We start from the raw sequence: 21,996 nt of genomic DNA, 5'->3' as shown, positions 1-21,996 counted from the left end.
TGGAGCTTGCTGCCGGTTAGTCCTCAGGGTTTGTCATCGACAGCTTTGGCCTTCCGCTCCTGGCCGATTTCTGTCTGTGAAGTGGGGCAGCTACCGACCCAAAGCGGACTGTGTTGCCGCCGTGCGTTCCTGTGCGCTTCCGAGGCGTTAAGTGGAACGCCTACTCGTATATCTTGCCGCAATACAGAAAAGCGGCGAACTGCCGCCAGGGATTGGATGGTGCAATCCCTTGGCTCAAGCCGAAGTCGCTATCTTCAGCCCAGGAGATGGCGCCATCCAGAAAGGCTTCGATTGTGGTGTTTTCCCAACCATCGTCATTGGTTCCGGCCGCCGCGAGTGCCCGAGCAAAACTCAGGAAAGTCGCTGAATCTTTGACCTCGTCCAGATGTTCATGAAGTTCCAAAGCGCTCTCCGTCATTAACCCAAGACCGTGCATTGGCGGATTGGGCAGTGTCTCCTATCGAGCAAACGATGTCTGCTCCTGGCCGGAAGCTGCCCTCCGCACCGGCCAGCCATCGGGCAGAAGCGGACCATCGCCAACCTGCAGTTTTCAAGCAATCCCACATCCCGTATATTTGATAACGATTGTCGTTTGCAAATTGTTCTTAGGGGATTGCAATGCAGGGGGATTCGTCGCTGCAGGCGGTAGGGATGCTTTACCGCGACCATCATGGCTGGCTGCGTGGCTGGCTGCGCAAGCGCCTCAACGATGCCGCCGATGCCGCTGACCTGGCGCAGGACACCTTCGTTCGCGTGCTGATGGCCCGGAGCGCCGAGGCGATCCGCGAGCCCCGGCACTACCTGCAGACCATCGCCCGGGGCCTGGTCATCGACCTGTACCGCCGCCGTTCGCTGGAGCGCGCCTATCTGGAGGCGCTGGCGCTGCTGCCCGAAGCGGTACAGCCGTCCCTCGAGGAACAGGCGCTGCTGCTCGAGGCGCTGCAGGAAATCGACCGGATGCTCGATGGCCTGGGGCCGAAGGTCCGGCAGGCCTTCATCCTTTCCCAGCTCGAAGGGCTGACCTACAACCAGATCGCCGAGCGACTGGGTATCTCCCTGCGCACGGTGAACAAGTACATGGCCAAGGCCATGGAACACTGCTGCCTGGCCATGGCGGGAGTCCTGTGAACGACTCCCTGCAACCCAATGAACGGGAAGCCATCAGCGAAGCGGCCCGCTGGTACGCACGCCTGGCCAACGCGACGCCGGGAGACGGCGATCAGCGGGCCTGGCAACGCTGGCTGGCGGCCGACCCGATCAACCAGCGCGCCTGGCAACGCATCGAATCGGTGAACCTGCAGATGGCCCGCGTGCCGGGTCGCCTGGCGGCTGCCACGCTGGCCTCGGCCGGGCAGTCCCGGCGCCAGGTGCTGCGCAGCTTCGTCGTGCTCGCCTCGCTGGGCGGCCTGGCCACCCTGGGTTGGCGCAGTGACGTACGCCAACGCTACACCGCCGGCTACCGGACCGCGGTCGGCGAACGTCGCCACTTCACCCTGGCGGACGGCAGCCGGATGCAACTGGGCACGGACAGCGCCGTGGATGTGCTGTTCGATGCGAACCAGCGTCTGATCGTCCTGCGCGCCGGCGAGGTGCTGATCAGCACCGCAACCGATGCACTCGACAGGCCCTTCCGCGTACGCAGCACCGACGCCACCGTGCGCGCGCTGGGTACTCGTTTCAGCGTGGGCAGCTGGGGCAACGGAACCGAGGTGGCGGTGCTGGAGAAAGCCGTCGAAGTCTCGGTGCCCGGCCAGGACAAGCCGTTGCGCCTGGAAGCCGGCCAGCACACGCGGATCGTCTCCGGCGTCATCCAGCCTGTGCAGGCCAACGACGCCTCGGTGGGTGCCTGGGCGCAAGGCAGCCTGATTGCCATCGACCGCCCGCTGGGCGAGTTGCTGGAGGAACTGGGACGCTACCGCCACGGCTGGTTGAGGTGCGACCCGCGCATCAGTGGCCTGCGCATTTCCGGCGCCTTCCCGGTGGATGACACCGACCTCGCGCTCAGGGCCCTGGAGCGCAGCTTCCCTGTCACGGCGGTGTATCGCACGGGGTATTGGGTAACCGTGGTTCCGCGCGGCTGAGCCGGCCTGGAGGCACAAAAAGATTTTTCCAATCAGCGTGCACTTTCTTCGTCCCTGGTTCGGCTACTCCGGCATCAGTGACCCACTTGGTCACCACCACCGGGGAGAGACCATGCTGTATCCGTTCGTTCGCCACCGGCTTGCCATTCACGTGCAGGCTGCCCTCTTCAGCGTTGCCGTCGTCGGCGTACCCGTCGCTCAGGGCGCAGAGTCCTCAGAGTCCGCAGCGTCCAGCGCAGTGCAGAGCATCCGGCAGTACGACATCGCCGCCGGGTCGCTGACCGAGGTGCTCAGCCGCTTCGCCAGCGAAGCCGGGGTCGCGCTCTCGTTCGATGCCAGCAAGACCGCGCACCTGCAGTCGGCCGGCCTGCACGGTAGCTATTCGCGGGAGGCCGGGTTCGCCGCCCTCCTTTCCGGCACCGGGCTGCGGGCGGTGGACCAGGGCGGCAGCTATGTGCTGGAGGAAGTTCCGGCGGCGCTGGCGATGAGCGACACGATCATCACCGGCCAGGGCCTGGGGCCGACAACGGAAGACTCCGGTTCCTACACCTCCAACGAAGCCACCATCGGCAAATCCACCCAGCGCCTGAAGGACATTCCGCAGTCGGTCACCGTCATCACCCGCAAGGCGATGGACGACCAGCGCCTCGACACCCTGGACCAGGTGCTGGAAAAGACCACCGGCATCACCACCTACCAGAGCCCGTCCGGCGGCAAGTACATCTACTCGCGCGGCTTCGAGGTGGAGACCATCCAGTACGACGGCGTCCCCCTCGACCGCCGCTACTACGCCATCGGCAGCAGCTTCACCTCCGACACGCTGCTCTACGACCGCGTGGAAGTCCTGCGTGGCGCCAACGGCCTGCTGCAGGGCAGCGGCAACCCCGGCGCGGCGATCAACCTCGTGCGCAAGCGCCCGAAGGCCGAGCCGTCGCTCTCGCTCACCGCCAGCGCCGGCTCCTGGGACACCTACCGGCAGACAATCGATGGCAGCGCCCCGCTCACCGCCGACGGCAGGCTGCGCGGTCGGGTAGTAGCAGGCCATGAGGATCGCGACTACTTCTACGACACCGCGGACAGCCGCAAGAACGTGCTCTACGGCATTCTCGAGTACGACCTGACCGACGATACCCGAGTGGCCGCCGGCGCCAGCGTGGAAGACCTGCACTCGACACCGTCCTTCGGCGGCCTGCCGCGCAACAAGGACGGCAGCGCGGTGCACGCGGGGCGTTCCACCTTTACCGGTGCGGACTGGAACAAATGGAACAACAAGCAGACCACCTACTTCGCCGATGTCACCCATGACTTCAACGATGACTGGCGCCTGAATGCCTCAGGCAGCTACATCCGCGAAACCAACGACATCCTCTACAGCTTCGGCCGTGGCGCGGTCGACCCGGCCACCGGCGACGGCATGCAGTCGCGCGCCTATCTCTATGACTTCGAGAACATCAACAAGGGCGCCGACATCAACCTCGCCGGCAAGTGGCGTGCCTTCGACCTGGAGCACCAGGTGGTGGTCGGCGCCAACGCCAGCGACCTGAAGACCGACGACCTGCAGGGCGGTTTGCTCAACCTGGGGCCGATCAACATCTACGACCCGGTCTCCCCGCGCGAGCCGACCGAAGAAGAGATGCTCAGCACCACCTACGCCGGCACCTCCAAAGGTCACATCCGCCAGAACGGCCTCTACGGCGTGGTTCGCTACAAGCTGGCCGAGCCACTGACCCTGGTCCTGGGCGGGCGCACCAGCAACTACCAGTACGACTACGAACTCACCCGCTTCACCACCTCCTCCCCCGCCCCGGCGCATTCGAAGGAAACCGGCGAGTTCACTCCCTACGGCGGCCTGATCTACGAGCTGAACAACCAGTGGTCGGTCTACGCCAGCTACACCGACATCTTCAAGCCGCAGACCGAGCTGACCCAGGACAGCGCTCCGCTCAAGCCCATCGAAGGCTCCAACTACGAGCTGGGCCTGAAAGGCGAGCTGATGGATGGGCGGGTGAACACCAGCTTCGCGATCTTCCGCGTGGACCAGGAGAACCGTGCGCAGTACGACTACGCCTCGGAATGCGGGCAGAACGGCGAAGACAACTGTTACGTGGCCGGCGGCAAGGTTCGCGCCGAGGGCTTCGACACGGAGATCAGCGGCGAAGTGCTGCGCGACCTGCAGCTGTTCGCCGGCTACACCTACACCTCGACCAAGTTCCTCAACGATCCGGGTGACGGCACCTCGTCTTCCGGCTCCACCTTCAACAGCTACACGCCGCGCCACCTGCTGCGCTTCTGGGCCGACTACAAGCTGCCGGGCGAACTGAACCAGTGGACCGCCGGCGCGGGCGCCAGCATCCAGAGCGAGAACTACAACACCAACTTCGGCGGCACCGGTGGCGTCGGCGATATCAAGCAATCCGGCTACGCCATCTGGAACGCCCGCCTCGGCTACCAGATCAACAAGAACCTCAGCGTCGCCCTGAACGGCAACAACCTCTTCGACAAGAAGTACTACTCCTCCATCGGATGGCTGAACGCGAGCAACCAGTACGGTGACCCGCGCAACTACACCGTCACCCTGAAGGCGGACTTCTGAGCGGATGTCGCAGCGGCAGCCCCCCTGACGATGCACGTCAGGGGACTGCCCCTTCCCTCATGCCTCGCTCACCAGCGCTCGTGACTCATCGCAAAGAGCAACCCACGCCAGGCCGGCGACCCAGATCACGGAAACGGCGTAATTGAGCCGCTGATACAGCCCGAACCCATGCCCGTCGGCGAAGGCCCTCGCCATCATCACCACCGTCGCGACAGCCAGCACCACGCAGAGCCCCGAGAACCCACCGAACCCCGGTGACGACAACAGTCGCTTGCCCAGGAACGCCCACAACGCGCTGGCAAGCGTCAGCGAGAGGAACATCACCAGTCCCGCCAGGTTGTGGATCTGCTGGGACGACGAAGGCTGCGCTGGCGCGCAGCCCTGGTCGCAGGAGAAATAGCCGGTCGCGAAACTGGCCAGGCCGTGCAGTGCTATCAATGCGGCACCGAGCAACGCCAGGCGGGAGCCGGCGAACCTGCGCCCGACACCCACGGCGAAAAGCACGAACAGCACCCCCAGCGGGAAGTTGTTCACCCACGCGGAGTAGCCCTGCGTCGGCGCACCTGCTGCACCCAGCTGACTCATCGCCTGGTCGAGGTGGCTGAAGCCGGGGTAGCCCAGCGAGGTCAGCGCCACCCCCACGAAAAGCCAGCATGGAATCAGCAGCCCCAGGCGCAAAAGGTTCCGGTCAATGTTTGTCACGCGATGGCACTCCCTTGTCATGTTGGCGATCGATCCCACCTCTCGCGATGCAACCGCCTGCCGGCGGCGCATGCCTTGTTCAATCACGCCAGCTGCCTTCAACCTGGTCCGGGCCCTCATCGGCCAGTGCGGCGCGCAGGCCGGCGCTGTCCAGGCGTCTGCAGTAAGCCGGGCGGGCGCGCTCGAACCGCCGTCCTTCACCCAGGGCGCCGGCATCGACCACGTCGTAGCCCAGGCGCTCATGCAACTCGCTGACCGCCTGCTTGGCCTGCAGGTCGTCACCAGCCATGGGTAGAGCCCGACGATCGGCGGCGCCGGCCGGGCGGGCATCGGCGACCAGATCACGCTCGAGGATGGCGTTGAACGCCTTGACCACCGTGGCGCCAACCAGGTGCTGCGCCAGCATTTCGCTGGTGGTGGTTTGCCGAGCATCCAGCGCGGCGAGTTGGCCGTCGCGCTGCGGGTAGTAATTGCCGGCATCCAGCACGACCTTGCCGACGAAGGCTTCCACCGGCAATTCAGGGTAGCGGCAGAAGGGAATCGCCAGGAGCACCAGCTCGCCGAAGCTCGCCGCCTGCTCCACGGTGCCAACCTCGCAGCCCAGGGAAGCCGCGGTGCTGGCCAGCGTGTGCGGCCCGCGTGAATTGCTGAGCATGACCTCGCAACCGTTCTTCCCGGCAAGTGCCGCCATGGCGCGGCCAATGAACCCCGCCCCGATGATTCCGATACGCATCGCCTGACTCCTTTGCTTGCAGTGCAGTGGGAACCGGCCCGCGCTTGCCAGCCAGACCGGAAGTCAGGATGCTATTTGAAATCAGACAGCTGAAATATCGGCCTTCATTTGGAAGTGTCGAAACCACAGGTAGCGAATCATGGATCGACTGCAAAGCATGGCGGTGTTCGTCAGGGCCGCCGACAGCGGCTCGTTCTCCTCCGCCGGGGCGGCGCTGGGCATGTCCTCGCAGATGGCCGGCAAGCATGTCAGCGCGCTGGAGGAGCGCCTGGGCGTCAAGCTGCTCAACCGCACCACCCGCCGGCAGAGCCTGACCGAGATCGGCCAGCACTACTATGAAAGCTGCAAACGCGTACTGGCCGAAGCAGAGGCGGCGGATGCCCTGGCCCTGGATCATCTCGCGGCCCCCCGGGGACGATTGCGGATCAGCGCTCCGGTCACCTACGGCACCTACTGCCTGATGCCGCTGCTGGGCCGCTACCTGCGCCAGCACCCGGACGTGAAGATCGAGTTGTCGCTCAGTGACCGCCTGGTAGACCTGATCGACGAGAGCTTCGAAGCGGTGATCCGCATAGGACCGCTGGACGACTCCAGCCTGGTCGCGCGGCCATTGGCGGCCTATCGGCTGATCGCCTGCGCGGCGCCAGCCTACCTCGCCGAGCATGGCACTCCGCAGACGCCCGACGATCTCGAAGGGCACCACTGCCTGGGGCTTACCGCCTGGCCTGCATCGGTATCCGGGGGGTGGCAGATGCTGGGGGGTGAAAGCCTGCAACTGCTGGCCCAGAGCAGCCGCCTTCAGGTCAACGACGCCCGCGCGCAGCGCGCCGCCGCGTGCGATGGCCTGGGCATCATCCTCGGCGCCGAGATGATGCTCGCCGAGGACCTCCGGCAGGGCCGCCTGGTGCAGCTGTTCCCCGACCTTCAGGCACCGGCGCGGCAGGTCCATCTGCTCTACGCCAGCGACCGCCGCATGCCGCCGAAGCTGCGCCGTTTCGTCGACCAGGTAGTCGCCGAACTGGGAGCCAGGCCGGCCTGAACGAACAGCCGACCAGGCCTCAGCCACCCAGCGCAATGATGGCGAACAGCAGCGCCGTACCCACTACCGCCAATGCAATCCCGCCCGCCCAGGGCGAACCGCCGGAATAGCGGGCGAGCATCCAGCCGGAGATGAACAGCATCACCAGCGCCACCGCATTGGAAGCGCGGATGGCCGGGCCGGTCTGGTCGATCAGCAGGAAGGGGATGACCAGCGGGAAGGTCGCCAGCACCACCAGCAGGAAGGTTGCCAGCGCGCCCTTGATGTCTGCCCAGCCGATCCGCGCCTCGATGGGCGTGCCGGCATTGCCCAGCATCCGCAGGCGCAGCACTTCCAGCCCTTCCGCACCCGCCGCCGTGGCGATGCGCGGTGGCAGTTCGGCGGCGATGAGGCTCTGCCCGGCGCGCGGTTCGGTGCCGCCCTGCAGGCGCTCCAGCAGCGTGCGGCTGCGAGTGCGCTCGGTCCAGGTTCGCATCAGGAAGATCACGGCATCGGCCAGGCCCCAGGCGAGGTTGCAGCCCAGCGCGGCGATCAGCATGGTGCGCACCTCCTCCCGCCCCGAGGTCGCCACGCTCAGCGAGCCGATGAAGGTCATGGCCATCAGCAGACCGAAAATCACTTCGGTGATGCGGTCGATCGGTTCCAGCACCCGCTGCCAGGTGCCCTTCTCGGCTTTGTCCATCGCTGCCCTCCTGATCGTCGAGCACGGCTCGTCGTCCCTCGTTCATGCCATTGACTGAGCGCTTGCAAGTGGTGATCGAAGCAACGCGTCCGGCCAGGACTAACCCAGCCGGACGATGTCGACCGAAATCTCCACGGCGGTGACGCTGCCGCGGTTCTCCAGCCAGTGCGTGGTGTTGTGGTCCTCGGGCCAGCCGACGCCCGGTCCGTAGTCGGTGGCGATTCCGTCGCGATGGTCGGTGATGGTGCCCTGCAGGATGAACACCGTGCCGGGGCGGTCCACGTGGTCATGCAACGGCCCGAAGACGCCGCCGGGCGCGATGGTCACCCGGCGCATCCGCAATTGCCGGCCGGCCATGCCCTCGATCTCCGGGCCGAGGTCGACCGAGGACAACAGCTCCACCGTCACGCCCCGGGTCTCGGGGGCCACCTCTTGGCTGTTCATCGCGCGCGCCTCGCTGAACGACAGGTTCTCTGTGCCAGTAAAGACGTTGCATGGCGCCGCTCTAAGCGAGGCGACAAAGGGTCGTTCAGCCCACGGCTGGCAGGGGCTCCAGGATCGCCACGGCGCGCACGAAACCGGCGGAGGCGTGGCGGATCTTGTAGGGGAAGCAGCTGACCAGGAAGCCGTGGTCAGGCAGTTGCTCGAGGTTGGCGAGCTTCTCCATCTGCCCGTAGCCGATGTCGCGCCCGGCCTTGTGGCCCTCCCAGATGATCGACGCGTCACCCGAGGCGGCGAAGCGTTCGCGGGTGTACTTGAAGGGCGCATCCCAGCTCCAGGCATCGGTGCCCACCACCCGCACGCCGCGCTCCAGCAGGTAAAGCGTTGCCTCGCGGCCCATGCCGACGCCGGCTTCGAGGTAGCCCGGCTGGCCGAACAGGCTGCCGGCGCGGGTGTTCACCAGCACGATGTCCAGCGGCTGCAGCGCATGGCCGATGCGCGCCAGTTCGGCCTCGACCTCGGCGGCAGTCACCACATGGCCGTCCGGGAAGTGACGGAAGTCCAGCTTCACCCCCGGCTGCAGGCACCACTCCAGCGGCAGCTCGTCGATGCCGAAGGCCGGTTTGCCACCGTCGGTGGTGGAAGCGTAGTGCCACGGCGCGTCCATGTGGGTGCCACTGTGGGTGGTGATCTGCAGGCGCTCGGCCGCCCAAGACTCGTCGCCGGGCAGGTCTTCCTTGCGCAGGCCGGGGAACATCGCGGCCATTTCCGGCCAGCCCTGCTGGTGGTCCATGTAGTCGATCTTCGGCAGCAGGGGCGGCGGGTCGGTATAGGGGTTGTTGTCCAGGGTCACGGACAGGTCCAGCAGACGGCGTTGGTTCAGGCTCATGCGGAGATTCCTTTGCGGGCGGCGGCGCGGCTGCGACGCGGCGGGAGGTCGAGGGCGTTGCGCAGCAGGCCGGCCACCGTGCCGTCGTGGCAGAAGCCCAGCTCACGGGCCTGCGGCGTGCGCAGTGGCGGATAGGCGCCGAACAGCGCCTCCAGTTGCGGATCGGGTTCGAAGGCGATGCGCTCGCAGTTGGCCTCGCCAAAACAGGCTGCAAGCCCGGCAAGCACCTGGGCGATGGACAGCTGCAGCACTGGCAGTTGCCACACCCGCTGGCTGCCGGGCTCCCTGAGTTCGGCGGCGTGCAGCAGGTTGTCCACGCAGCAGCGGGCCGACATCCACCAGGCGCTGGCCTGCGGCGACACCGGGCAGGTGTAGCTGTCCCCCGCCGCACAGGCGTGCAGCAGGTCGCTCATGAAGGCCGAGCGCAGCCCGTTGGGCTCGCGCGGCCGGGCGACTATGCCGGGCAGGCGCAGGGCGCGCCCGTCCACTTCGCCGCGCCGGGACAGATCCTGCAGGGCAATCTCCACCATGCGCTTGTGCGCCGCGTAGGACAGCTGCGGCGCCGCCGGCTGTGCCTCGTCCATCCGCGCCGGCAGCTCGCCGCCGTAGACCGCCACGCTGCTGGCATACACCAGCACCGGCGGCCGCGCGGGATTGCGCAGCTGGTGCAGCAGCTCCAGGCTGGCCTGCAGATTGACCTGGTAACCCAGTTCGTACTGCGCTTCGGCGGCACCGCCGGGCACGCTCACCAGGTGGAACACCACGTCGACACCATCGGCCAGCACACGGCGCAGCAAGGCCGGATCGGTGACGCTGCCGTAATGCCGGCGCAGGCGCGAATCGTCAGGCAGGCCGTCGAGTTTCTGGTCCAGCAACAGCAAGGCTCCGATCCGCCTCCCGCGCAGCTCGCCCACTTCCAGCAGGCGACGCACCAGCAGGCGGCCGACGAAGCCATTGGCCCCGCTGACCATCACGCGCATGGCCAGCCCCCTTGCACCACGCACTGGTCGATGGCGCCGAAGAGCACCTCGCCTTCGCTGCCGCGAGCTTCCATGCGCACGCGGTCGCCGAAGTGCATGAAGGCCGTGCGCGGTGCGCCGTGGGCGATGGTCTCGATGGCGCGGCGCTCGGCGATGCAGGCCGAGCCCACCGAGCGATCGGCGTTGGACACGGTGCCCGAGCCGATCAGCGTGCCGGCGCTCAGGCGCCGCGTCAGGGCGGCATGGGCGATCAGCTCATGGAAGCCGAAGTGCATGGCGCCGCCATGGGGATGGCCGAACCATTCGCCGTTCCATTCCACCTTCAACGGCAGGTGCACGCGACCGTCGCGCCAGGCATGGCCCAGCTCGTCCGGGGTCACCGCCACCGGGGCGAAGCTGGATGCCGGCTTGGCCTGGAGGAAGCCGAAGCCGGTCTTCATCTCGCGAGGCGCCAGCGCGCGAAGGCTGACGTCGTTGAGCTGCAGCACCAGGCGCACATGGTTGAGTGCCTGCTCCGCCGGGCAGCCCATGGGCACCGCGTCGAGCAGCACGGCGAACTCGCCTTCGAAGTCGATGCCGTGGGCTTCGCTGGGCAGCGGGATATCCGCGCGGGGACCGAGGAAGTCGTCGCCAGCACCCTGGTAGATCAGCGGAATGCGCTCGACGCCTTCGATGGGCTCCAGGTTGAAGGCCTTCTGCATCAGCTCGCCGTGGCTGAGGAAGCAGGAGCCGTCCAGCCATTGCCAGGCGCGTGGCAGCGGCGCGGCGAGTTGCGCCGGGTCGAGATCGAAGGCGCCGGCGACGGCATTGGCGTTGAGCCGCTGGTACAGCCGCTGCAGGTCGGATTCCAGCAGCTCCCAGTTGTCCAGCGCGGCCTGCAGGGTGGCGGCGATGCCGCTGGCGTCCACCGCCCGCGTCAGGTCGCGGGAGACTACCAGCAGGCGGCCATCGCGGCTGCCGTCATCGAGGGTGGCAAACTTCATGGCAGCAGCTCCTTCAACTCGGCCGCGTAACGACCATCGAGAAGAATGAAGACCATCCGCGCCAATGCTTCGGTGCGGTTGCTCCACGCGTGATTGGTGCCGCGCTGCACCACGATGTCACCGCGCTTGAGGTGCACCTCGCCGTCATCCAGCACCAGCCAGACCTCACCCTCGGTGACGATGCCGTAGTCCAGGGTCTGGGTGCGGTGCATCAGCTTGTGCTTCGAGTCGGCCTTGCCGGTGCCGGCATGGGATTCGCCGATTTCGGCGAAGACCGCGGCGGCGTCTTCGGCGCTGACCTGGTTCTGCACGCTGTCCGGCGGGATATCCACCACGCGGATGACGCTGCCCAGCGGGCCGGGGCTGAGCTGCAGCGGCTGCGCGGTGGGGTCGTCGCCGTTGTCCAGCGCCGCAGGGCTGCCGAGGCTGTTCCAGACCTCGTAGAACAGCGTGCCGGGCACCGCCTTGAGCGGGAAGTTGTTCGGCGTCGGGCCGCAGCTGGCGACCACCGCCTGGCCGTGACCGTCGTGGCCGGTGACCACGCGTTTGAAGGTGGGAAGCTGTTGCATGCTGTCTCCTTTCAATTGCCGTCACCGATGGTCGTGCCACCGTCGACGATGAGATTCTGTCCGCTAATGAAGGCGCCACCGGGAGCGGCCAGCAGCAATGCCAGGGCCGCCACTTCCTCGGGCCGGCCGACCCGGCGCAGCGGCGTGAGCGCCAGGCGGCGCTGCAGGACGTCGGGATTGTCGGTGAGCGGACGGGCGAATTCGGTTTGGATCACGCCAGGGCTGATGGCGTTGACGCGGACGTTCGCCGGCCCCCACTCCACCGCCAGGTTGCGCGCCAGCTGCGCCAGCCCGGCCTTGGACAACCCATACAGGCCCAGGCTCTTGTTGCCGCGCACGCCGGCGATGCTGGCCATCAGCACCACGCTGCCGCCGCCACCTTCGGCCATGGCCGGGAGCAAGGCGCTGGTCAGCCACAGTGCGCTGCGCAGGTTGACGCTGAAGGTCAGCTCCCAGTCGGCATCGCTGGCCGTGCCGAGCGGCCCCAGGTGCGGCGCGACGCCGGCATTGCAGACCAGCGCATCGAGCCGACCGAGATGTTCCAGAGCCTGCTGCGCCAGGGCCTGCACGGCGTGAGCGTCACGCAGGTCGGCGGGGACGGCGATCACGTCGATGCCCTCCTCAGCCAGCGACTGCAACGCTCGCGCACAGTCCTCGGCACTCTCACTGCTGATCACCAGACGAGCGCCGGCACGGCCGTATTCGCGGGCGATGGCCAGGCCGATGCCACGGGTGGCGCCGGTGATCAGCGCAGCCTTGCCGGCCAGGGAAAACAGCGCGCTCATGCCTGGGCCGCCAGCAGGCTGGCAATGATTCGCCGGGCGCGGTTGGCGCCGGCATCGACATGGATGTCGACCATCGGCCGCTCGCCGAAGCGGAGCAGGTTGGCGTACTGCGCCTCGATCACCTGCTTGTCCTCGTCGAAGGTCAGGCGGGTCTGCTCCAGCACCCGGCTCAGGTTCTCTTCCGGGTCGGCCTGGGGATTGGTCGCCTGGGTCCAGAAGTAGTGACAGGTCTCTTTCGTCTCCGGGGTCACGCCATGGAAGCCGCGCAGGTGGAAGCCACCCCGCTCGGGCGTATCGATGGGCTCGCTGCCGGCGTCCACCGCGCCGGTCCAGATACACAGGTGCGAGGGCTGGAATTCGATCTCCTGCCAGCGGTCGATGCGCCCCTTGAACGGATAGGCGTCGCGGTAGGTGGGCGGCGGCTCGGAGTCGAGCATGTGGCGCACCACCCGTACCGACTGCTCATCGCCGCTGACCTGCATCTGCGCGTTCATGTGGATGCGCGCATTGCCGCCGATGGTGCGCAGGTGCACGTAGCCCAGGTGGCTGAGGTCGAGCAGGTTGTCGTGGATGAGCTGCCACGGCGCCGCATAGTGGTAGACGTCACCGCCGAAGCGGTACTGGCCGCTGTCGTGGTGCGGGTAGGCCGGTGGCTCCCGGTCGGGGGCGGCGCTGCCATGCCAGAGCCAGAGGATCTGGTCACGCTCGCGCAGGACGAAGGCCTTCACCAGCGCCTTGCCGGGCACCTTGGCCTGGCCGGGAATCTCCAGGCAGCGGCCGTCGGCACCGAACAGCAGGCCGTGGTAACCGCAGCGCAGACCGTCCTGCTCGAGGGTGCCGAGTGACAGCGGCAAGGCGCGGTGGCAGCAACGGTCTTCCAGTGCGGCGACGCTGCCTTCAGCGGTGCGGAACAGCACCAGCGGCTGCCCGAGCAGCGTGCGCGCCAGTGGCTTGTCGCCGAGCTCCCAGGCGAAGCCGGCGACGTACCAGCGGTCCTGCGGGAAATCGGGCTGGCCGGTGGGCGCAGCGGGGTCGAAGGTGGCGATGGGGCTGGGAATCATCAGTGGCTCCTCAGAGATCGAGTACCAGGCGCGGGCTCTTCGAGCGCGAGCAGCAGGGCGTGAACTGGTCGTTACGGGCGTGTTCGGCAGCGGTCATGAACAGGTCGCGGTGCTCCGGCTCGCCGGCCAGCACGCGGGTCACGCAGGTGCCGCAGATGCCCTGTTCGCAGGACAGCGGGATGTCCACGCCGACCTCCAGCAGCACGTCGGCGACGCTGCGCTCAGGAGGAATCAGGAAGCACTGCCCACTGCTCGCCAGTTGCACCTCGAAGCTGCCGCTGGCGGCCTCGGGCTCGGGCGCCGCCGCGAAGTACTCGCGGTGCAGGTGCGACTCGTCCCAGCCGGCCTGGCGCGCACTGTCCAGCACATGGGCCATGAAGCCGCCGGGCCCGCAGACGTAGAGGTGCGTGTCGGTCGCCGGCGCTGCCAGCAGGCTCGCGGCATCCAGGCGCTGTTCGGCGGGGCCGTCGTCAAAATGCAGTTGTACCTGGTCGGCGAAGCTCGACCGGCTCAGGCGCTCGAGGAAGGCCGCGCGGTCGGCCGAGCGACAGCAGTAGTGCAGCTCGAAAGCGGCGCCGCTCTGCGCGAGTCGTTCGGCCATGCAGAGGATCGGCGTGATGCCGATGCCGCCGGCGAACAGCAGGCTGCGGCCGGCTGCGTGGGCCAGCGGGAAGAGGTTGCGCGGCTCGCTGATGCGCAGCCGCGTGCCCTCTTCCACCGCCTCGTGCAGGCAGCGCGAACCACCGCGCGAAGCTGGGTCGAGGAGCACGCCGATCTGGTAGCGGTCGTGCTCGCGTGGGTCGTTGCACAGCGAGTACTGGCGCACCAGCCCGTTGGGCAGGTGTACGTCGATATGCGAACCGGCGCTGAACGGCGGCAGGCTGGCGCCATCCAGCGAGCGCAGCTCGAAGCCGAGGATGTCCTGCGCCTCGTGCTGGCGGCGGCTGACGAGGACCTCAAGCATGGCCGGCCTCCTTCGCCACTTCGGCAGCCGTGCGCTCTTCGGCGATCAGCCGGTCGAGCACGCGTCGGGCACGGATCGCACCGGCATCGCCGACCAGCAGCACCGGCTTGAGCGACCAGAACTCGGCGTCGCCCATCATCTCCTGCTGCGCTTCGAGCATCGGCAGGTCCTCGGTGGCGAATGGCCGGCGAATCGCCTCGACCTGTTCGCGGGCCAGTTGCTCGCCCATCGGGCCCATGGCTTTGGGGAAGCACATGGCAAACCAGTAGTGGGTGGTCTTGCCGGTTTCCGGCGTGAACAGGTGCGGGATCGGGTTGTTCACCCCTTCGCTGCGCGGCCGCCCGGTGGGCACCGCGCCGGCGTACAGCAGCATGTTGGCGGGGGCGTCCCAGCGCACATCGATCCAGCGGTCCACCGGGGTGCCTTGGGGGATGTTCATCGCCTGGTAGAGGAAGTCCGGCATGATCTCGGCCACGGTCTGGCGGTTCGACCAGACGCTGTCGCCCTCCTGCTCGACGCTGGTGATCGCGCTCTTCACGCCTTCGCCGCCGAGGGTCGCGGGGTGCAGGAACTCGACGTGGCTGAGGTCCATGATGTTGTCGGTTTCCAGCACGTAGTTGGCCTTGGCATGCAGGTAGCCCTTGCCGACGAACCATTGCCCGGCGTCCATGCAGCTGAAGTCGGGGATGCGCTGCGGGTCGGCCAGCGCCGGCTCGCCCATCCAGATCCACAGCAGGCTGTGGCGCTCCACCAGGGGATAGGCCCTGACCTTCGCCGCCCGCGGGATGACGCCATCGCCGTGGGGGTTGTGGGTGCAGGCCCCGCTGCTGTCGAAACGCAGGCCGTGGTAGGCGCACTGCACCTCGTCGGCCTTCAGGCAGCCCATGTGCAGCGGTGCGAAGCGATGCGGGCAGCGGTTGCCGATGGCCCGGGCGATGCCCTGGCTGTCGCGGTAGAGCAGCACGGGTTCGTCCAGCAGGGTGCGCGGGAACAGTTGCCCGGCTTCGACCTCGGTGTCCCAGGCAGCGGCGTACCAGGTGTTGCGCAAGTAGCTCACGGTCATGTCCTCGTTCTTGTTGTCGTGATCAGGCCAGCGCCTGAGACTTGATCTGTCGCCCCAGCAGCACCAGGCACAGCGGAGCCAGTGCGAGCTGGGCCAGCGCCACCAGCAGCAGCGCATGCGGCAGCTGGGTGGCGATGCCGCCGGTGAGCGCCAGCACCAGCAACGGGCTGACGAATTCGCCGGCGAAGATCGATGCGGTGAAGCCACCGGTGGCGCGGCCGCGCTGGTCGAAGCCGACCTGCTGCATCACCTGGGTGATCAGCGTCGGCAGCAGCAGGCCCACGCCCAGCCCGTTCAACAGCACGGCGAGGACCACGGGCGCATGGCTGGATGACAGCGCCATCAGCCCGCCTCCCAGGCCCGCCGTGGCGAAGCCCAGCGCCAGCAGGCGACGCGCCGGTAACCCGGCGAGCAGGCGGAAGGTCAGCGCACCGGCCAGCACGCCGAGCTGGTTGGCGCCCATGGTCAGGCCGATCTGCTGCGGGCCGTCGACGTGCAGCAGTTGCAGCAGGTAGCCCGCCTGCACCGGCACGATGAACAGGCTGATGCCGGCCAGCCCGGTGAGCAGGTACAGCGGCGCCAGCGCCGCCCAGGGGAAGCGCGAGGCGCTGGCCGGCGCATGCTCGACGCGGCGTGCCTGCGGCTCCCAGAGCAAGGCGGCCATCAGCGGCAGGCACAGCACGCCCACGGCATAGAGCACGAACGGGGTGCGCCAGCTGCTCTCCCCCAGCGCGCCGCCCAGGCCCATGAACAGCGCGGCGGACAGCGAGGTGGCAACCATCTGCAGGGCGAACAGGCGCTCGCGGCGCTGGCCGTCGAAGTAGTCGCCCATCAGCGTGGTGCAGCAGGTCATGATCCCCGCTTCCGCCAGGCCGATGCCGGCGCGGCTGGCGACGATCAGGCCAAGCGAATCCAGCCACAGCGGCAGCACGCCGCAGAGGCTGTACAGCAGCATGCTGGCGAGCAGCAGCGAGCGCCGTCCCACGCGGTCGGCCAGCACCCCGGCCAGCGGCGCGAGGAAGGCGATCACCAGCGCCGGCAAGGTCAGCGCCACCGGCACCAGCACAGCGGCGCCGGGAGCCTCGGCGAAGTGCGCCTGCATGCGTGGCAGCACCGGCGCGATGAGCACCGCGCCAAGCACCGGCAGGCAGCTGCCGAACAGCAGCAACAGGGCCTGGGCGCTGCCAGCACGGCGATCAGCGCTCATGAGGCACCTCCACCAGCAGGCAATGGGTGGCGCCGTACTGGATCAGGCCGGCGCGCAGCTCGCGCCACAGGGTCTTCAGGCAGGGCATGGGGTCGTCCTCTTGTTTTCGTTGTGCGGACTCAGCGCGCCTGGCTGCAAGCCAGGGGCGTGGCGGCGTGCTGCTGGCAGCAGTCGCGGTCGTGGTGGACTTCCTGCAGGTGGTGCGCCGCCACGGTGGCTTGCGCCTCCACCCGTGCCTGGCGCTGCGGCAGGAGGAAATACGCCAGCGCCGGCAGCAGGATCAGCGCGCCGACCATGTTCCAGACGAACATGAAGGCCAGCAGCACGCCCATGTCGGCCTGGAACTTGATGGGCGAGAAGATCCAGGTGCCGACGCCGATGGCCAGGGTCACGCCGGTGAGCATCACCACCTTGCCGGTGAACAGCAGCGCGCGGTAATACGCCTCGGACAGGCTGGCGCCCTGGCGCAGCTGCGCCAGCACGATGCTCATGACGTAGAGCGCGTAGTCCACGCCGATGCCCACGCCGAGGGCGATCACCGGCAGGGTCGCGACCTTCACGCCGATGCCCAGCGCCACCATCAGTGCCTCGCAGAGGATCGAGGTGAGCACCAGCGGCAGCACTGCGCAGAGCACCGCGCGCCAGGAGCGGAAGGTCACCAGGCAGAGCAGGATCACCGCGCCGTAGACCCACCAGAGCATGTCGCGGTTGGCCTGTTTCACCACCTGGTTGGTGGCTGCTTCGATGCCGGCGCTGCCGGCAGCGAGGAGGAACTTCGCCTGCTCACTGTCGTTGTCGTGGGCAAAGGCCTGCACGCTATCGACCACCCGCGCCAGGGTGTCGGCCTTGTGGTCGGTGAGGTAGGCGTAGAGCGTCAGCAGGCTGCAGTCGTCGTTGTACAGCCCGCGCGGGGCGTTGGCCGTGACCATGTTCAGGGTCGCCTGGTTGTTCACCAGTTCGTACCACTTCGGGCTGCCCTCGGAGAGGCCGACCAGCACCCGGCGGTTGAGCAGCGCCAGCGAGTTGGTCGAGTCCACGCCCGGCAGGCCGCGCAGTTGCCAGTCGAGGTCATCCACGCGCTTGAGGGTGTCGTAGGCCGAGCAGGCGCCGGCCGGGGTCTGCACCATCACCGCGAAGACATCGCTGCTGGCGCCGTAGTGCCGGGTGACGAAGGCGTTGTCACGGTTGTAGCGCGAGTCCGGGCGCAGCTCGGGAGCGCCGGCGTCGAGGTCGCCGACCTTCAGGTGCAGGCTCACGGCATAGCCGCCAGCGGCCATCAGCGCGGCCACGGCGATACACGCGGCGGCCCAGCGGCGACGGGTGAACAGGTCGAGGAAGCGCCACATGGCGTGCTTGTCCGCCCCGCTCGCCTCGGCCTCCTCGGCGCGCAGGCTGCGGCGCGCCGCGCGGGCACTGACGCCCACGTAGGAGAGCAGCACCGGCAGCAGGATCAGGTTGGTGAAGATCAGCACCGCCACGCCCAGGCTGGCGATCACCGCCAGGTCCTGGATCACCTGGATACGGATGATCATCAGCACGGCGAAACCCACGGCGTCGCACAGCAGCGCGGTGAGCCCGGCGAGGAACAGCCGGCGGAAGGTGAAGCGCGCCGCCACCAGGCGATGCATGCCACGGCCGATGTCCTGCATGATGCCGTTCATCTTCTGCGCGCCGTGGCTCATGCCGATGGCGAACACCAGGAACGGCACCAGCACCGAGTACGGGTCCAGCTCGTAGCCCAGCAGCGGCAGCAGGCCGAGCTGCCAGACCACCGCTACCAGCGAGCAGATCACCACCAGCGCGGTGCTGCGCACGCAGCGGGTGTACCAGTAGAGCACCGCGGCGGTGATGGCGATGGCGGCGGCGAAGAACAGCAGGATCTGCTTCAGCCCGTCGATCAGGTCGCCCACCACCTTGGCGAAACCGGTGATGTGGATGTCCACGCCCTGCCCCTGGAAGCGCGCGCGCAGGCTTTCCAGCTCGTGGGCGAAGGCCGTGTAGTCCAGCGACTGGCCGTCCGGAGTCTTCTCCAACAGCGGCACGTAGACGATGCTCGAACGCTGGTCGAAGGCCACCAGTTGGCCGATCTCGTTGGAGCGCTCGACGTTGCGCTTGAGTTCTTCGAGTTTGGCGACGCCACCATCGTAGCCATCGGGGATCACCGGGCCGCCTTCGAGGCCGTCCTCGGTCACACCGGTCCAGCGGGTCGAGGGTGTCCACAGCGACTTCATCGCCGCACGGTCGACGCCGGGCAGCAGGTACACCGCATCGTTGAGCTGCTGCAGGCTGTGCAGGTAGTCCTTGTCGTAAATGCTACCGCGCGGATTGGCCACGGCGATGCGCACGGCGTTACCCAGCCCGGCCAGCTCCTGGCGGTGCTCCAGGTAGTTGTGGATGAAGGGGTGCTCGCGCGGAATCATCTTCTCGAAGCTGGCGTTGAGCGTCAGGCGGGTGGCCTGCCAGCCCAGCAGCAGGGTCGCCGCCAGGCACAGCAGCAGGACCAGTGCGCGGTGGTTGAACAGCGCGCGTTCCAGCAGCGAGCCGGAAGCACTGTCGAAGTCGTCGAGGCGGCCGCTGGACGGCGCAGGGGAAGTCGTGGCGTGCATGGCTCAGTCCGCGCGAAGGGGTTGGGAAGAAGGTGCCAGGCGGCGTGCACCGGCCATGCCGACAGCGACGATGGCGCCATCGGCGGCGGTGATCGCGGCAGTCAGCGGCAGGCCGTCGGTGACCGGCAGCGGCTGCACGGCGAAAGCGTCCAGGCCGCTGCGCAGCAGCATCCCAGCCTGGTTGGCGAGCAGCAGTTGCCCGCCCGCCACGCGGATGCCGTTGAGCGATGCGGGGATCGGATTGGCCAGCGGCTGGAAGCTTTCGCCGGCATCGTCGGAAGCCAGCAGGGTGCCGCGCAGGCCGCCCACCAGCAGGCGCCCACCGGGCAGCACGGCGGCGGCGAAGTAGCTGCCGTCGTAGGGGCTTTGCAGGGCATCGAAGTGGGCGCCGTCATCGCGCGAACGCAGCAACAGGCCTTGCTCGCCGGCGACGTACAGGTCACTGCCGGCGCGGGCCAGGGCGTACAGGTGAAGACCGCGCTGGTTCGGCAGCCGGCCCATATCGGACTGCCAGCTGCGACCGCCATCGGCAGTGCTCAGGGCCACGCCGTATGCGCCGACCACCAGGCCGTGGCGGGTATCGGCGAAGCTCAGCGCCAGCAGCGGTTTGTCGGCGCCGTCGGCCACCAACCTTTGTGCAGCGGCGACGCGCGCAGCGTCACCGGAAGCCTCGGCGGCCTGCTGCTCCAGGGCCGCGCCACGCTTGCCATCGAGTTGCAGGGTCCAGTGCTCGCCGCCGTCCTCGCTGTGCAGCACCACGCCGGCGTGGCCGATGGCCCAGCCACTCTGCGCATCGATGAACTGTACGGCAGTCAGGCCGGCGCTCACCGGCACTGCCGTGGCCTGGCGCCAGGTAGTGCCATTGTCGTCGGAGAGCAGCACCACGCCACGCTCCCCCACTGCCACCAGACGCTCGCCAGCGCGGGCCACATCCTGCAGCACCGCGCGCAGGGCCTGCGGGCCATGCACGGCGGGCTGCGCCAGGACATCCACGCTGCCACCGGCAAACGCCGCGGGCACCGCGCAACAGGCTGCCAGCAGCCAGGCGGAGAGACTCTTCTTCATCGCACGCAACCTTTCTTTTTTCTTGTAATCGGTACAACGGTTTCGCTACGGAGCTCCCTGTAGGACGGGCGGGGGCGCCTAGCCCATGCTCGCGAATCGCGGGCATGGCCCGCTCCTACAGGGTTCCCGCAGCTGGGCGAAGCCCGAGACATCGGGCCTGCCCGCGGACGATCAGCGCACGCCCTCACCCGCCATGGCGTCGGCGGTGAACACCGAGTCCTTGTAGGGCGGCACGATGCGGTACTGCTCGCTCTTGCCGGCGAACAGGTCGCCGGCGAACCAGGCCCCGGAGAGCAGGTCGTAGAAGCCGTTGGTGAGGGTCACCACGCCGGGGAGGTCGGGCATCACCACCGGCGAGGTCCAGACCACCTTGGCCAGCTGGTTGCGGGCGTCGTAGCGCTCGCCGAGCACGGCGGCCCAGGTGTCCTCGTCCAGGTAGTAGGTGCTCTTCGGCATCACATGGCGCTGGCCGTCCTTGAGCGTCGCTTCCACCACCCAGACGCGGTGCAGTTCCCAGCGGATGGCGTCGGACTTCAGGTGGTGCGCGTCGAGCATCGATTCGGCACTGGCGGCGGTGAAGACCTTGTTGGCGTTGTAGGGGATGTACATCTCCTTCTTGCCCACCAGCTTCCAGTCGAAGCGGTCGACGCGGCCGTTGAACACGTACAGCTCGTCGAAGCTCATGACCCCGGCGGTGGCCGGCGTCGGTGTATCGCAGCAGGCGTTGGGCAGGCGGCGCACGCGGCGCTGGCCGGGCAGGTAGGTCCACACGGCAGCCTTGTCGGCGTTGAGGTTCTCAAGGCCGGTGATGGCCTCGCCGGCGCGCAGCGGCGGGCCGTCGTTGATCATGCGGATGGACCAGAACACGCCCTTCTCGCCGCTGCCGCCGGGCAGGTACCAGGGCATCTGGAAATCACCGCGAGAGTCGTTGGTCAGCACGTGCTTGCCGTCGGCGGTGGTCAGGTACTGGTTGAAGTTCGAGTGCCAGGAAGCCCCGCGCCAGCGCAGCAGGTGGTTCCAGATGGCCTCCACGCCGCTGCCCGGGATCGGGAACGGAATCCCTCCGGCGGCGCCTTCGGGCATCGGCCCGGCCGGGCCCTCCACCAGCTTGCCGCTGGTGGCGTTGGCGAAGGTGGCGTCGTACACCGACTGCGGCGCGGCGGCGCTGCGGTGGGTCGGGTAGACCTCCAGGCGGTAGCTGTCCGGGTACTTCTTCAGCATCGCCTGGATGCCGGGGGTCAGCTTGTCGGCGTACTGCGCCATGTTCTGCGCGGTGATGGTCAGCTGCGGCTTCTCGCTGGCGAAGGGATCGCTGCGCTTGCCGCCGTCCTTGTAGGCCGGGTCGACCTGGGTGTAGCCGCCGGTCCAGGCCGGGATGCTGCCGTCGGCGTTGCCGGCGCGCTCGCCGCCCAGCGGGGTCAGGGTGGTTTTCAGCTTGCCCGCCTCCTCGGCGGACACTGCGCCAAAGGCGCCATGGGCAAACAGCAGGGAGGCACTCAAAGCGGTGAGCAGGGAAACGACTTTCTTGTTGTGTTTCATCGGGCAGTCCTCGG

21 protein-coding genes are annotated in these 21,996 nt (G+C 67.9%); 4 read left to right on the top strand and 17 right to left on the bottom strand.

What is annotated here, in order from left to right:
* Nucleotides 1-160: 160 nt before the first annotated feature.
* Nucleotides 161-403 (bottom strand): hypothetical protein, encoded by a 243-nt coding sequence (locus IB255_RS26240; protein WP_081518705.1) that lies wholly within the window; start codon nucleotides 401-403, stop codon nucleotides 161-163.
* A gap of 215 nt (nucleotides 404-618) precedes the next feature.
* Between IB255_RS26240 and IB255_RS26235 the strand changes: the two genes are divergently transcribed.
* From IB255_RS26235 to IB255_RS26225, 3 genes are all read left to right on the top strand, one after another.
* The gene (locus IB255_RS26235; protein WP_151187586.1) at nucleotides 619-1,128 is read left to right on the top strand and encodes a sigma-70 family RNA polymerase sigma factor; all 510 of its coding nucleotides are present in this window, start codon (nucleotides 619-621) and stop codon (nucleotides 1,126-1,128) included.
* On the top strand, nucleotides 1,125-2,081 hold the full coding sequence (locus IB255_RS26230) for a FecR domain-containing protein (protein WP_318652771.1): 957 nt from the start codon (nucleotides 1,125-1,127) through the stop codon (nucleotides 2,079-2,081). Before IB255_RS26235 ends, IB255_RS26230 begins: the two co-directional genes overlap by 4 nt.
* A 112-nt stretch (nucleotides 2,082-2,193) precedes the next feature.
* Complete coding sequence (locus IB255_RS26225) at nucleotides 2,194-4,674, top strand: TonB-dependent siderophore receptor (RefSeq protein WP_192211061.1); 2,481 nt, start codon at nucleotides 2,194-2,196, stop codon at nucleotides 4,672-4,674.
* A gap of 57 nt (nucleotides 4,675-4,731) precedes the next feature.
* Here IB255_RS26225 and IB255_RS26220 read toward each other — a convergent pair whose 3' ends face one another.
* Both IB255_RS26220 and IB255_RS26215 read right to left on the bottom strand, forming a co-directional pair.
* Nucleotides 4,732-5,376 (bottom strand): DUF998 domain-containing protein, encoded by a 645-nt coding sequence (locus tag IB255_RS26220; protein ID WP_192211068.1) that lies wholly within the window; start codon nucleotides 5,374-5,376, stop codon nucleotides 4,732-4,734.
* Between the two features lie 79 nt (nucleotides 5,377-5,455).
* Nucleotides 5,456-6,109 (bottom strand): NADPH-dependent F420 reductase, encoded by a 654-nt coding sequence (locus tag IB255_RS26215; RefSeq protein WP_192211060.1) that lies wholly within the window; start codon nucleotides 6,107-6,109, stop codon nucleotides 5,456-5,458.
* A gap of 139 nt (nucleotides 6,110-6,248) precedes the next feature.
* On the opposite strand from IB255_RS26215, the gene IB255_RS26210 reads away from it, so the two are divergent.
* Nucleotides 6,249-7,148 (top strand): LysR family transcriptional regulator, encoded by a 900-nt coding sequence (locus tag IB255_RS26210; protein ID WP_192211059.1) that lies wholly within the window; start codon nucleotides 6,249-6,251, stop codon nucleotides 7,146-7,148.
* 19 nt (nucleotides 7,149-7,167) lie between these two features.
* Here IB255_RS26210 and IB255_RS26205 read toward each other — a convergent pair whose 3' ends face one another.
* The 14 genes from IB255_RS26205 to IB255_RS26140 all read right to left on the bottom strand — a co-directional run bounded on the left by IB255_RS26205 (nucleotide 7,168) and on the right by IB255_RS26140 (nucleotide 21,982).
* Nucleotides 7,168-7,830 (bottom strand): VIT1/CCC1 transporter family protein, encoded by a 663-nt coding sequence (locus IB255_RS26205; protein WP_192211058.1) that lies wholly within the window; start codon nucleotides 7,828-7,830, stop codon nucleotides 7,168-7,170.
* A 99-nt stretch (nucleotides 7,831-7,929) separates the two neighbouring features.
* Nucleotides 7,930-8,274, bottom strand: a complete 345-nt coding sequence (locus IB255_RS26200; protein WP_192211057.1) for a cupin domain-containing protein — start codon at nucleotides 8,272-8,274, stop codon at nucleotides 7,930-7,932.
* An 85-nt stretch (nucleotides 8,275-8,359) separates the two neighbouring features.
* Nucleotides 8,360-9,160, bottom strand: coding sequence for a cyclase family protein (locus IB255_RS26195; RefSeq protein WP_081518472.1), 801 nt, complete (start codon nucleotides 9,158-9,160; stop codon nucleotides 8,360-8,362).
* The gene (locus IB255_RS26190; protein WP_081518473.1) at nucleotides 9,157-10,140 is read right to left on the bottom strand and encodes an NAD-dependent epimerase/dehydratase family protein; all 984 of its coding nucleotides are present in this window, start codon (nucleotides 10,138-10,140) and stop codon (nucleotides 9,157-9,159) included. The genes IB255_RS26195 and IB255_RS26190 overlap by 4 nt, the downstream gene beginning before the upstream one ends.
* A complete protein-coding gene (locus IB255_RS26185; RefSeq protein WP_192211056.1) occupies nucleotides 10,131-11,123 on the bottom strand; it encodes a fumarylacetoacetate hydrolase family protein in 993 nt (330 codons plus the stop codon). The genes IB255_RS26190 and IB255_RS26185 overlap by 10 nt, the downstream gene beginning before the upstream one ends.
* A complete protein-coding gene (locus tag IB255_RS26180; protein ID WP_192211055.1) occupies nucleotides 11,120-11,692 on the bottom strand; it encodes a cupin domain-containing protein in 573 nt (190 codons plus the stop codon). Before IB255_RS26180 ends, IB255_RS26185 begins: the two co-directional genes overlap by 4 nt.
* A gap of 11 nt (nucleotides 11,693-11,703) precedes the next feature.
* Entirely contained in the window at nucleotides 11,704-12,477 is a 774-nt protein-coding gene (locus tag IB255_RS26175; protein ID WP_192211054.1) for an SDR family NAD(P)-dependent oxidoreductase, read from the bottom strand.
* Nucleotides 12,474-13,538 carry an aromatic ring-hydroxylating dioxygenase subunit alpha gene (locus IB255_RS26170; RefSeq protein ID WP_192211053.1) on the bottom strand — a complete coding sequence of 355 codons (1,065 nt, stop codon included), beginning with the start codon at nucleotides 13,536-13,538 and terminating at the stop codon, nucleotides 12,474-12,476. The genes IB255_RS26175 and IB255_RS26170 overlap by 4 nt, the downstream gene beginning before the upstream one ends.
* Nucleotides 13,539-13,548: 10 nt before the next feature.
* Nucleotides 13,549-14,502, bottom strand: a complete 954-nt coding sequence (locus IB255_RS26165) for a PDR/VanB family oxidoreductase (RefSeq protein WP_151187595.1) — start codon at nucleotides 14,500-14,502, stop codon at nucleotides 13,549-13,551.
* Nucleotides 14,495-15,565, bottom strand: coding sequence for an aromatic ring-hydroxylating dioxygenase subunit alpha (locus IB255_RS26160; protein WP_225595025.1), 1,071 nt, complete (start codon nucleotides 15,563-15,565; stop codon nucleotides 14,495-14,497). Before IB255_RS26160 ends, IB255_RS26165 begins: the two co-directional genes overlap by 8 nt.
* Before the next feature lie 22 nt (nucleotides 15,566-15,587).
* Complete coding sequence (locus IB255_RS26155; protein ID WP_192211052.1) at nucleotides 15,588-16,772, bottom strand: MFS transporter; 1,185 nt, start codon at nucleotides 16,770-16,772, stop codon at nucleotides 15,588-15,590.
* Nucleotides 16,773-16,891: 119 nt separating this feature from the next.
* Nucleotides 16,892-19,378 (bottom strand): efflux RND transporter permease subunit, encoded by a 2,487-nt coding sequence (locus IB255_RS26150; RefSeq protein WP_192211051.1) that lies wholly within the window; start codon nucleotides 19,376-19,378, stop codon nucleotides 16,892-16,894.
* Between the two features lie 3 nt (nucleotides 19,379-19,381).
* Entirely contained in the window at nucleotides 19,382-20,443 is a 1,062-nt protein-coding gene (locus IB255_RS26145; protein WP_192211050.1) for a WD40/YVTN/BNR-like repeat-containing protein, read from the bottom strand.
* Nucleotides 20,444-20,614: 171 nt separating this feature from the next.
* Nucleotides 20,615-21,982, bottom strand: a complete 1,368-nt coding sequence (locus IB255_RS26140; RefSeq protein WP_192211049.1) for a DUF1329 domain-containing protein — start codon at nucleotides 21,980-21,982, stop codon at nucleotides 20,615-20,617.
* Nucleotides 21,983-21,996 lie beyond the last annotated feature (14 nt).

It is taken from the genome of Pseudomonas sp. PDM22 (assembly GCF_014851965.1).
In the GTDB taxonomy this organism is placed as follows: Bacteria; Pseudomonadota; Gammaproteobacteria; order Pseudomonadales; family Pseudomonadaceae; genus Pseudomonas.
This window is presented reverse-complemented; position numbering and strand designations above follow the sequence as displayed.